This window comes from Nostoc sp. FACHB-133 (assembly GCF_014698055.1).
Lineage (GTDB): Bacteria > Cyanobacteriota > Cyanobacteriia > Cyanobacteriales > Nostocaceae > Nostoc.
In genome coordinates this window covers 122852-135275 of record NZ_JACJSH010000007.1, presented here as the reverse complement: position 1 = coordinate 135275, position 12424 = coordinate 122852, and the positions used below count along the sequence as shown (strand labels likewise).

At 41.3% G+C, this 12424-nt stretch carries 9 protein-coding genes and 1 riboswitch; of the genes, 3 read left to right on the top strand and 6 right to left on the bottom strand.

Annotated features, from left to right (window positions below):
* Positions 1 to 123 precede the first annotated feature (123 nt).
* Together H6G86_RS08365 and H6G86_RS08360 are read left to right on the top strand one after the other, a co-directional pair.
* The gene (locus tag H6G86_RS08365) at positions 124 to 2790 is read left to right on the top strand and encodes a PAS domain S-box protein (protein ID WP_190933918.1); all 2667 of its coding nucleotides are present in this window, start codon (positions 124 to 126) and stop codon (positions 2788 to 2790) included.
* A 224-nt stretch (positions 2791 to 3014) separates the two neighbouring features.
* Positions 3015 to 4202: a glycosyltransferase family 4 protein gene (locus H6G86_RS08360; RefSeq protein WP_190933917.1), complete on the top strand. Its 1188-nt coding sequence runs from the start codon at positions 3015 to 3017 to the stop codon at positions 4200 to 4202.
* 202 nt (positions 4203 to 4404) lie between these two features.
* On the opposite strand, the gene H6G86_RS08355 is transcribed toward H6G86_RS08360, so the two are convergent.
* From H6G86_RS08355 to H6G86_RS38585, 5 genes are all read right to left on the bottom strand, one after another.
* Positions 4405 to 5211: a pentapeptide repeat-containing protein gene (locus H6G86_RS08355; protein WP_185585241.1), complete on the bottom strand. Its 807-nt coding sequence runs from the start codon at positions 5209 to 5211 to the stop codon at positions 4405 to 4407.
* A gap of 10 nt (positions 5212 to 5221) precedes the next feature.
* A complete protein-coding gene (ccmP, locus tag H6G86_RS08350) occupies positions 5222 to 5863 on the bottom strand; it encodes a beta-carboxysome protein CcmP (RefSeq protein ID WP_094327655.1) in 642 nt (213 codons plus the stop codon).
* 547 nt (positions 5864 to 6410) lie between these two features.
* Positions 6411 to 6608, bottom strand: coding sequence for a hypothetical protein (locus H6G86_RS08345; protein WP_179075102.1), 198 nt, complete (start codon positions 6606 to 6608; stop codon positions 6411 to 6413).
* Positions 6609 to 6712: 104 nt separating this feature from the next.
* Positions 6713 to 7984, bottom strand: coding sequence for a glycosyltransferase (locus H6G86_RS08340; RefSeq protein ID WP_190933916.1), 1272 nt, complete (start codon positions 7982 to 7984; stop codon positions 6713 to 6715).
* 161 nt (positions 7985 to 8145) lie between these two features.
* A riboswitch (cyclic di-AMP (ydaO/yuaA leader) is annotated at positions 8146 to 8360 on the bottom strand.
* A gap of 465 nt (positions 8361 to 8825) precedes the next feature.
* Positions 8826 to 9026 (bottom strand): alkaline phosphatase family protein, encoded by a 201-nt coding sequence (locus tag H6G86_RS38585; RefSeq protein WP_242064738.1) that lies wholly within the window; start codon positions 9024 to 9026, stop codon positions 8826 to 8828.
* Between the two features lie 546 nt (positions 9027 to 9572).
* On the opposite strand from H6G86_RS38585, the gene H6G86_RS08330 reads away from it, so the two are divergent.
* The gene (locus H6G86_RS08330; protein WP_190933915.1) at positions 9573 to 10571 is read left to right on the top strand and encodes a DUF1350 family protein; all 999 of its coding nucleotides are present in this window, start codon (positions 9573 to 9575) and stop codon (positions 10569 to 10571) included.
* A 63-nt stretch (positions 10572 to 10634) separates the two neighbouring features.
* Here H6G86_RS08330 and argC read toward each other — a convergent pair whose 3' ends face one another.
* The gene (gene argC / locus H6G86_RS08325; RefSeq protein ID WP_190933989.1) at positions 10635 to 11606 is read right to left on the bottom strand and encodes an N-acetyl-gamma-glutamyl-phosphate reductase; all 972 of its coding nucleotides are present in this window, start codon (positions 11604 to 11606) and stop codon (positions 10635 to 10637) included.
* Between the last annotated feature and the right edge of the window lie 818 nt (positions 11607 to 12424).

Here is a 12424-nt window from a genome sequence, read left to right as displayed (position 1 = left end):
GGTAGGTTTAGCTTTCAGAAAGCCAGAGACTAACTAGCCATTGGCTCAAAAATCCTTGAGCGTGCCTCTAATGCAGGATTTCTAACAGCAAAATATATATTTATTGTAGAAATTCAAAACATCATGAGTCGCAAGCAGGCCCAAGAAGAACTCTCTGAGGCAGAGCAAAAATACCGCACTCTGGTAGAACAAATTCCGGGCGTTGTTTATATTTTACCGATTAATACCACTACTCAAGAAGCTTATATTAGTCCGCAACTACAACAATTGTTAGGCATTGTCCCCGAAGATTGGCATCACGGTTTTTTTAATAGTTGCTTAAATTACACTCATCCAGACGATCGCGATCGCTATTGGCAAGCTGTAAACACGACAATCACCACCGGAGAGCCTTTGAGGGTCGAGTATCGAATGATGAGGCGCGATGGTAGAACAATTTGGGTGCGGGATCAAGCTAATCTTGTTCTCTGTGCGGATGGACAAACTCAGGTACTTCAGGGTTTAGTGTTCGATATTAGCGAACGCAAACAGGCAGAAGCCGCATTACAAGAGAGCGAAGCGCGTTATCGTGCCATCCTCGAAGATCAAACAGAACTGATTGCTAGAGGCTCACCAGATGGTATTGTTACTTTTGTTAATGAAGCTTTCTGTCGATTTTTTGGACTCAAGCGAGAAGAGATTATTGCCCAACACTACGAACCTGTTGTGTTTGAGGAAGACCGGGAACGGGTGTTTAGTCAGGTAAATTCCATTAGTTCCGAAAATCCCGTGATTGCCATTGAGAATCGGGTCAAAGCAAGCCTTGGCGTGCGGTGGACGCAGTGGATTATTCGAGGCATATTTGATGACCAGGGTACTCTTGTAGAACTTCAATCTGTTGGACGAGATATTACTGACCGCAAACAGGTAGAAGAAGCATTAAGTGAAAATGAGCAAAAATTCCGGGCGATTTTCAATCAAACCAATCAGTTTATCGGATTGCTTCAGCCCAATGGAATTGTATTAGAGGCTAACCAAACAGCACTGGACTTTGCTGGGATTACTCGAGAAGAAGTAGTCGGTAAGCCATTTTGGGAAGCAAAATGGTGGACAATTTCCTCCGAGACACAAGCACAATTAAAAACTGCGATCGCAGCTGCTGCTAATGGTGAATCTATTCGCTATGAAGTTGAGGTTTTGGGTCGAGACGATGGAGCGATCGCGATTGATTTTTCACTACGTCCCATACTCGATGAAACAGGGTGTGTAACATTACTTATTTCCGAGGGACGAGATATTAGTGAATATCAAGCTGCGCTGCGCGAACGCCAAAAAGCTGAAGACGCATTGCGCTCAAGTCAAGACTTTCTCCAAAAGGTTGCTAATACCGTACCGCATATTTTGTATTTATTTGACCTCTTAAAAGGAACAAGCATTTATCTTAACCAAAAAAGTCTTAGTATTTTAGGCTACTCTCCAGAGGAATTTTGTAACGCAGATCCGGAGTGGTTCGTGAATTGCTTTCATCCAGACGACCAACACCTCTGCTATGACATACCAAGTCGCTTCGTCAACCTTAGCGACAACGAAGTTCTTTCCACCGAATACCGATTCCGACACAAAAATGGGGAGTGGCTTTGGCTGAATACACGAGAAGTCGTATTTGCCAGAGATGCTAGCGGCACTCCAATACAGATTCTTGGCTCGGTAGAAGACATTAGTACTCGCAAACAAGCTGAAGGATTGCTGCGACAACAAGCAGAGGGGGAACGGCTAATTACTGAAGTAACTCAACAGATTCGGCAATCACTGAATTTGGAGGAGGTTCTAAATACAACAGTCAACAGTATTAGAGAGTGTTTGGGTTCAGATTCCGTCGCTATCTACCAGTTGGAATCTGACGGAAATGGCTATTTCGCGGCAGAATCGCTGAGTGATGACTACCCGCAGAGATTAGAACAGACACTGCACCCATTTTCGAGAACACGAGATTTTAGCTACTATTACCAGGGATTACCTACAGTCCTGCATAATATTCAGGAGTCTGATCTTTCAGCCGATGTTTTTGAGTTATTACAACTCTATCAAATCAAGGCTGCGATGGTAGTACCGATTTTGAATGGGGATCATCTGTGGGGTTTACTCATTGCTCATCAGTGTAGCGCACCTCGTTACTGGCAAGCATTTGAAGTTAATTTGTTGCAGCAGTTAGCCAGTCAGGTAGCGATCGCTATTCATCAATCAGTACTCTACCAGCAATTACAAGCTGCCAATGAAGAACTGCAAAGATTGGCCACTTTAGATGGCTTGACTCAAATAGCCAATCGTCGCCGATTCGATCAGTATCTTGAGAATGAGTGGCATCGACTCAAACGCGAGCAAATACCGTTGTCTTTAATCTTGTTCGATGTCGATTTTTTTAAACGCTACAACGATACTTACGGGCATTTAGCAGGAGATGATTGTTTGCGGCAATTGGGGAGTGCGCTTAAAAGTGTTATTAAGCGTCCAGCCGATTTAGTAGCTCGTTATGGCGGCGAAGAATTTGCTGTGATTCTGCCTAATACAGAGATTGAAGGAGCAATCTCTGTAGCTCAAACTATTCGACAAGCAGTCTCGGACTTGACCATTCCCCATGCTCAATCTAGTGTGTGCGATCGCGTTACTGTCAGTCTCGGTGTTGCCAGCATTGTGCCAAATTCCGAAACTTCGCCACAAGACTTGATTAATGCTGCGGACAAATCACTCTATATAGCTAAACAACAAGGGCGCGATCAAGTTCATACTGTTTGCGTCGTTACCCCTTCTTAAAGCCTGAGTTACAAAACGGGCACTCAAGTGTTTTAAATTACGAATTAGTATTATACATTGCTTCCTATCGATAGCACACAGTTGATAACCTTTGATAAGCTTTAACAAAATAACTGTTAAAAAATCTAAAAATTTAGTAAAAGTACTCACTGCATTCGCCAGACTTGTATTTTTAGGTAAATGTAGTTGTTTAGATATTTGTAAAGTGTCGGGGAGTCTAACAGATGAAGATATTGGTATTGAGTTGGGAGTTTCCGCCAAGGATTGTTGGGGGAATTGCGCGACATGTAGCGGAATTGTACCCGGAACTGGTAAAGCTAGGACATGAAGTCCACCTGATTACGGCGGAGTTTGGTCACGCATCGATGTATGAGGTGGTTGAAGGAGTAAAGGTACATCGAGTGCCAGTGGCTTATAGTAATGACTTTTTCCACTGGGTAGTGAATCTCAACTTGAGTATGGGAGATCACGGTGGTAAGTTGATCTTGGAGGAAGGGCCCTTTGATTTAATTCATGCCCACGATTGGTTAGTTGGAGATGCTGCGATCGCTCTCAAGCATAATTTTAAAATACCACTAATTGCCACAATTCATGCTACAGAATACGGGCGCTATAACGGTATTCACACAGAGGTTCAAGGCTATATAAATGGCAAAGAAATCTTGCTAGCTTATAATGCTTGGCGAATTATTGTTTGTAGCGACTATATGCGCCAAGAGGTAGAACGAGCATTGTACAGTCCTTGGGACAAAATCGATGTTATCTATAACGGTATCAGAGCCGAAAAGAAACAGCATCACGTAGATTTTCATGCACTAGATTTTCGCCGCCAATTTGCTACAGACAATGAGAAAATCGTTTACTACCTCGGTCGCATGACATACGAAAAAGGTGTACCGATATTACTTAATGCTGCACCCAAAATCCTTTCGGAAATGGAAGGTAACGTTAAATTTGTCATCGTTGGTGGTGGAAATACTGATCATCTCAAGCGCCAAGCTTGGGATTTGGGAATTTGGCATCATTGCTATTTTACAGGTTTTCTCTCTGATGATTACTTAGATAAATTCCAAACTGTTGCTGATTGTGCGGTTTTTCCAAGTCTTTACGAACCTTTTGGAATTGTAGCTTTAGAAAGCTTTGCTTCTCGCGTGCCTGTAGTGGTTTCCGATACAGGTGGTTTTCCCGAAGTGGTGCAACATACCAAAACAGGCATTGTTACTTGGGTGAACAATTCCGACTCTTTAGCTTGGGGGATTTTGGAAGTGTTGAAAAATCCAGGTTATCGACAATGGCTGGTGGATAACGCTTATGAGGATTTAGAGCGTCGCTTTAGCTGGCCGAAATTAGCTAGGCAAACTCAAGAAGTATATCAGCGAGTTGTGCAAGAGCGATCGCAAATTTCCTGGTAAGAGACTTTTCACAGCGGCGATTTCTTCAAAAAGTAGGACTTACGCCCAATAGAGCCTCAAACCCTTTGTAAAAGGCAGGGAACCGGATTTTTTATTTGCCTTTATTACTGCTCACGTCGCTGATATCTCAGTACTAAAGTGATTGAGCTTTACGCTTACCGCAAGCCTTGTAACAATCAACACAATTACCTTTTGTTGCTAACTAATCGTGCTTTGAAGCGTCAGGCATAATTGCCTCCTGAAGATTTACGCCACTGAGGTTAGCTCCCCTCATGTCGGCTCCTCTCAGGTTGGCTCCTCTAAGATTTGCCCCTGCCAAATTCGCGCCTCTCAGGTTAGTCCAACTCAAGTCAGCTTGACTCAAGTCAGCTTCACTTAAGTTAGCCCGCAACAGGTAAGCACCACTGAAGCGAGCCTTATTCAAATTAGCTTTGTATAAGTCAGTTTTATAAAGATAAGCCCCCAATACTTCCGCTTCATACAAACTTGCCTCACTGAGGTCAGCCTCAATCAAGTTAGCTTCAATCAGGTTGGCAAAAGATAGATTTGCCCGTATTAGCTTCGCTGCACCTAAATCGGCATCTCTCAAGTTAGCGTCTCTTAGATCAGTTCCAATTAGATTAGCATGAGCGATCGCAGCGCCTCTCAGATTCGCCTCACTCAAATCGGCTCCAATCAAATTAGCCTGACTCAAATCTGCCTGCGTAAGTATAGCACCACTCAAGTTAGCAACACTCAAGCTAGCATCACTCAAGTTAGCTTCAATGAGAAAGGCTTTGCTGAGGTTGGCACTACTGAGGTCAGCACCACTGAGGTTTGCTCGCACCAATAAAGCATTACCTAAATCTACCTTTCTCAAATTTACCCCCTGGAGGTTTGCGCCTCTAAGGTTATGCCCTTGCAGATTTGCAGCACTGAGGTCTGGTTCAATCTGAGGATTTTTCTTTCTCCACTCAATCCATGTCACTGCACCTGCTTTCAGTAAAGCTAGATGCTCTCGATTTGCCATTTTCTTCCTTTTACTCCTGACGACCACCTAGAGGATTTGCTCGGCCAGCTACATTTTCAATGGCCGTTAAAGCTCCCGCCGCACCTGCTAGAATATCCTGTTCTTGCCCACCTAAGTAAAGTCGTCCAAAGCTACCTACAGCTTGAACTTCAAGAATGTTAATCCTCGCCGCTTTCTCCGCTTCATTGGCAGCGAGTGCGGCGTAAGCAGCAGGTTCCACTTCTAATACATATAGTGTTTGTCCTGCTAGTAGTAGCTGTCCCCGTCGGGTGCGATTAATCAGTTGTGTTTGATAAGCATCGATGTTGCGAATAATCTGACTAGAAATAACACGCGGTTTCAGACATTCCTCTCTTTTGACTCCTAGTGCCGCCAAAATTGCTTGACCAGCAGCTCGCGTTTCACCTTGGGAGCTAGAATGAACTTCCAATAGTCCGTATAGTCGTTCAACTACCTGTACTCCCGGACGGACAGAGGCAGATTTCAGAGCTATATCCGTAATCTTATTAATTTCGATACCAGGAGAGATTTCAATCCACAGTGATGTATCCCCTGGTAATGGTAAGAAGCCTTGGGCTACTGTTCCCATATATGCTGCATGTTGAGGTTGCAGGTTGTCGAGAAATACGAAACTGCGTAGTTCTATTCCCAAGATTTTGCTCTCCAGTCATAAGGGTAAAAGTTATCTATTGCAAGATATGAGTGCCTAACTTGGGTAATTTTTGCCACAAGTGAAGGATGAAAAAATACAAAGTATAAAAATTTTGCTGTCGATAAATTCTACACCTGAGAAGTATTCTGGCAGTAAAAACCGCCTTGATAATTGTACAAGCTTTATTACGCACAAATCGCTGCCTGCAATGCCTAAATCGGGCAATGCTTGTTTTGATTTATTGATTAAGTTAATGTGACAAAAAAAGTCTTTAGCTAAACTGAAGCGGGAAAAGTTCACTTAACTTTTCCCGCTATCTTCAAAATGCTGCCAAAACCGCAGCCAATTAAATTGACAAAAAGAGATTTTAACAAGTGCCTCACCAAGTATTGTTGGCTTGATAGACTAATAGATTTGTTTTTCTGCGTTTAATAGAAAAACAAATCTATTAGTTTAAGGACTTCCAAAAAATAAATTATCCCAAATTATTTGTATGTACGCACATCTGTGATACCCGGAGATGGGATATTTTTTTACTTTAAGTCCCTTATTCTGCCTCTGCCAGTATCCATCTGGAGTAAGCATCTTCGAGAAATCTGCTTTGACGACGAGTTCCTTTATGCTTGCTCACTCTGACTTTGAGGGTGGTTATGTACACTCCATCCATTACCTCATGCCCATAACCGAAAACTTGACCAATTTGCCCTGTTCTTTGATGCAAAGCATAATCCCCGATATGCAACATAATTCTGACTTCCTAATTAACTAGGTTGAGTAGTTTGTCGTTGGCTATTTGGGCGCGGCAAAATCACTTTGATGATATTAGTTCCGCGCACAAAGCTGTAAAAATTAAGCTGCAATTCGGAGTTGGGTATTGGGTGCAGTTTGAGCCAACAAACGAGTGTAAAGTTGAGTCAGTCGGAATCCGACACTGTACCAACTAAAGGCGATTTCTGTCCGTTGTCGAGCCGCTTCACCTAATTGATCTCGCCAAGCTGGGTTGACAAGAATGCGGTCTATAGCAGCAGCAAAAGCTACTTCATCTTTAGGAGGTGCAAGTAATCCTGTAACTTCTGGTACAACAGTAAACTGCAACCCGCCAACATCACTAGCTACGACTGGTGTCTGACTAGCCATTGCCTCAATAGCAACTAAACCAAAAGGTTCATAGTGGCTAGGGACTACGCAGACATCAGCGGCGGCGTAGTAGAAGGGGAGAGCAGTTTCATCTAGGCGACCAGCAAAAGTTGTACAATTTTCTAATCCGAGTTCAGTCACGATGCTAGCAATGCGATCGCGTTCTATTCCATCACTCTGACCGGGACGGCTACCACCACCAATCACTAACTGAAGGTTAGCTTCACCTCTTAAACTAGACTTGGAAACGGCTCTTACTAAGGTTTCAATTCCTTTACGGCGGTCAAAGCGACCAACATAGAGAACCATTTTGGCATCTGGGGCAATTCCCAACTTTTCTCGCGCCGCAGTTCGCTGAATTCCCCCAAATTTGTCAGTATCAGTGCCACAGGGAATCATTTCAATATTTCCCTTGCTGGAAACGAGTATCCGCATGTGTTTCTGTTCTTGCGGACTGGTTGCAACTACACAATCTATAGTTTCCAAGCAGGCTTTTTCTACAGCTAATCGCTGGGCTGCAATTACGGGAACATCACCAATACTTCTGTATTTAACGGCTCCTAAAGAGTGGTAAGTGTGTACCTGAATCAGGGGTTGGTGCTTTTTCAATTCCATACCCACCCAAGATGATAACCAGTAGTTGGTATGAATGAGGGAGTAATGGAACCCTTGGCACTGCTGGAATTGTTGAAATTCTTCGATGAATTCAGGTAGATGCTGGAACAAGTTATCTCGCCCGATAAACTCGGCTGGCCCAGCTTTTAACCGAATAGTACGACAGTTTGGGCTATGTTGAGCGATCGCAGCTTGTTCAGGATTACTACGACGCGTGAACATATCCACTTGCCAACCCTGCTGGGCTAAGGCATAACCTACTTGACGCACATAAACATTTTGACCCCCAGCTTCTTCTTGACCAATTTCAACCGCCGGGTCGCCATCAACAGAAATTAGGGCAATGCGATGTTTCTTATTCTGGAACATAGCTGATTTTCACCTCAAGGTAAATAATCCTGCCTCAAACGCCAGAAATCAAGATATTATTATCCTCTCTCAAGGCCGAGGGCAGGCACAACGAACCGCAAAGTTACCAGCCAAAGGACACTGACGAGAACAAGGCATTACTTGTTAAGAATGCTGCTCGTTCAGTCTCTTCTCAATGCCGACGAAGTTAGCTGACGGGCTAGGACTGAGAGATGTCCTTCTTAAGAAAGTTATGAGTTATGAGTTTAGTAACTTTTAACTCCTCACTATTAACTATTAACTTTCTTCAAAATACGCCCCAGGTTTGGTTCCTCCGCTCCGGTTTACCCTTTACAAATGTTTGTTGGGAATATAGTGGATTAGGCAGACTGATTTATTTTTCTTTAAATTTTTATAACCTTTAGTCATCAACTATGTCAACAGTATGAACAAAAAAATGGTGATGCTAATCACTTCAAAGCGTGTTGTAACTAGCTTTGAAGAATCAAACTGTAGGGGAAAGTTAGTGTTGTTGAGAAGCTCTCAAAAAGACACTTACTGATGTTGATTGCTACATTTTCTTTAGTTTCTGGGAATGAAATAATCTTGATAGTTTCAAAGATTTAAATATAGCAATGGCGTACTATTTTGCTAAACCAAGCATCCGACCAGGAAACCAGCAATGTTAAAATATCGAGTTGAGCCAACAGTTTGATACTTCAGGATCGTTTTTAATCCATTAGTACTTAGTTAGGATATCAAAGTATTAGATTTAAAAGTAACTTTTTTGAATCCTCTGACTAAAGATTTAAGTAATTACCATCAAAGTGTTGGCTAGTTTTCCCCAAAACAGCATTATTTTCTAAAAAAGGAACGGGGCTGTTACTGGCACTTTTGACAGGAAAGCCAACATTAATTGTATTGATCTGGTATCACCAAGATAATGTCCCGTTGCGATCGCAGAAGCATTAGCGGTAGTAAAAGTAGGAAACAACGAATGACTATTGATAAAACTTACACCCTGTTGGCGAATTTCATAAAGATTAGGGGTTTCAGTTAGCATTAACTTTACTAGGTCGCAATCTATTAGTAATAAAAATTATTATATTGTATTGAGGTCTTGTCTTAGCAAACCCTGAAACTGTCAATACAGTAACAAGTGTCACTGTATTTATTATCAGAAAATTCTTATATATGCTTAAGTAAAATCATCTAATTGTATCTCCAAATACAGGTATTTCCAGCTTTTTTGGGCTTTAGTATTTAATCAAATAATGTATAAAGTTTTATAGCGTTTTAACTAGAATACCAATTTTTTCATACCAAAATTTGGATGGCTGCTTGACCTTCAGTCAATTGAATTTGGCAATATCAATATTTATACTGGCTATGAAGATATCAACTCCTTGAAGTCCTATAAGTAAAGTTTATTGAATAATTGGAATATCTCTCCTTCATAAATGGTTTGAGAGCTAGAAACGTTTACTATGTTATTGAGTCGAGTATCTCAGTTTTGGGAAAATATCTTTTAAAGAATCCGAAAAGCAGCAACATCAGTTTGGAGATTAAGTATACACCTACCAAAATGAGATGAACTCGTTGCTAAGTCATGGTTAATACAAATTTAAAACTGAGATTTAAACCCGTTTCTCACAGTTGGGTTGCTCTGCATCCACAGCCTAAAGGAGTAATTCAATTTATTGCAGGGGCTTTCTTTGGTACATTTGGCCCCATGCTTTTTTATCGCTATCTACTTCAGTCTTTATTTAATCAGGGATACACGATTATTCTTCTGCCGTTTAATTTTACTTTTAACCATTATGTAGAAGCTGGTTTTTTGATGAGAGAGCAGTATGAGATTTTGCCAGAGCTTGTAAGGATGGCAAGTGTTGAGGGATATGATTATGAAGCCTATCTAGATGATAAAAACTTTTCTTGGATTGGACATAGCCTTGGCTGTAAATATATTTCCCTGTTAGAAGGATTTACTGCTCTGCCGGATGATATTCAAAAAAGAGAAACTTTTATTCGGAATCTGCTATCTCATACTTCAGATAAGTCCCAAATAGAAAGTGTAATTAAAGATATTAACATTCTCGTTGAGGAGCTTAAACGAAAAATTATAGAAGATCAGAAACTAATTTATAGTTACGTAGGTCGGGAAATTAAAATTAATAGTGTCTTTATTAGAGGGCAAGTTTCTATTCTCTTAGCTCCTGATATTAGCGATACAGCCAGCGCAATTCGCCCTCAATTTTTAGCCGATATCATCGATAATCTTGGTTGGGGTGTGAAACCAAACCCTGAAGAAACCAAGAATTTAATCAAGGATAGTGGGTTATTTAATATCATGGGTTTAGTCTCTTTTAAGTCTGATAAGATTGCTAAGTTAACCTGTGAATGGTTTACTAATATTTTGAAAAGACCGCCTCAAGAATTTATTGAAAATTTAGACGGTGGGCATTTAAAACCTTTAGGTATTAAATTAGGTAATACTGTCATTAATCTTTTTGACAAACCTTTAATTGAGTCAGTTCAAGATCGGAATAGAGGCTTTGAGCATCAGGTAATTGAATTACTTGAGGAACTGAAAAAAATATCAAACTAATGAGCATTGGGCATTGGGTAAAAGTTTTAATTCCCAATTCCCAATTCCCAATTCCCAATTTTTTTATAACAATCCCAATTCTTCTGGAAAGCCCAGCATGATGTTTAGATTTTGGATTGCGGCTCCTGATGCGCCTTTGCCCAAGTTGTCGAGACGAGCAACTAGCAATGCTTCTTTGGTGGTGTCATTGGCGAATACAAAAACCTGAACAATATTAGTGCCGTTCACTGCAATCGCATCCAAAAATATTCCGTCTCGCAGCAGAGTAGAATCTTGGAATGGAGCAACCTGCACAAATTTTTCACCTTGGTAGTAATCAGCGATCGCTTCATAGATTACCTCACCTGATGGTGGATTATCCAAAGTTCCTAACGGCAAAGGCACTTGAACCAGCATCCCTTGCTCAAAATCCCCTACTGAAGGTACAAATAGTGGCGGCGATGCTAACCCTGAATAATAATGCATTTCCTTGACATGCTTATGTCCAAACTGCAAACCGTAGATTCCATAAGGATATATTGACTCGCCTCCGGCTTGCTGTTCATGGAAGATATGGTATTGTTTGATAAGATTCTTTCCGCCACCAGAGTAACCTGATACTGCATTCACGGTGATGGGAAAATTACTTTTTAAAAGTCCCTTAGCAATCAACGGACGGATACAGGCTAAAAATCCTGTGGGATAACAGCCTGGATTGCTGACAAACTGAGCGCTGGCGATTTTCTCTCGCTGTCCTGGATTGAGTTCGGGGAACCCATATATCCAGCCATTAGCTGTCCGATGGGCACTACTAGCATCAAGGATTTTAACCGTAGTACTACTTACTAAGCTAACAGCTTCGCGGGCTGCATCATCAGGTAGGCAGAGAATAACAACATCGACGGCATTAATTAGTTTAGCTCGCTCACTTGCATCTTTACGTTTAGATGCCTCAATGCTAACTAACTCGATATCATCCCGTTGATTGAGACGTGAATAAATTTGTAAGCCTGTGGTTCCTGATTCGCCATCAATGAAAATCTTAGGTTTAGTAATCATGCGGGGAGTATCCTTAGATGTCAGTAGTATTTTAAAACAGCTATCAGTTATCAAAGTTCAAGATGGGAATTTAGGCGTTGCTGAATTCAGGTATGAAAATGATTTTGCGTGATTTCAAAATTCTTGTAGAGAGGTTGCATTGCAACGTCTCTACACCAAGATTCATATATCTAATCAGCAACGCCGGAATTTACACCCCAAATCAAACTTACCACGCAATAGTTCTAGGGAACTCTGACTCGCAACTGTTTACTCTGCACCTTCTGAAGGATCTTCAAAAAGGCTTTAAATGTCTCTTGTCCTATGCGGAAAACGGATGGTTTCAACCCTTTAATTTATAAGGTGGTAAAAAATTAGATAATTACCGACTGAAAAACTCCGCAGACTTGGCATTAACAAGTCACGCTTTCTTCCCATACTTGGGCTTTACACCAGTATTTTATCGCTTTATATCTTTTGCGATCGCCTGTATGAGTACCACGTCACTTGGCGTATTATTCATCTTTAACAGTTAATAATTTCCCGAAAGCCTTCTTTATGGAAGGCTTTCAGCTTATTAAGCTTGCCATTCAACCCTTTGATGATCTGTTTCCAAGTTCTACTTTGCCCTCATCCTACTGCTAAATACACCTGGACAATACCTGACTTATTCTTGCTATCTCTCAGTACAATCGCGGTTTACTGTATTTGTTCCAAATTGTTGGAGTGTAAATTGCCAAAAACCTTGCAGATTCATAATTTGAGATTTTTTACAAAAATATTTTCCAATTGATGATTTAAGTGCGGCATCTGGGAACAATCTATGGAACTCAGAT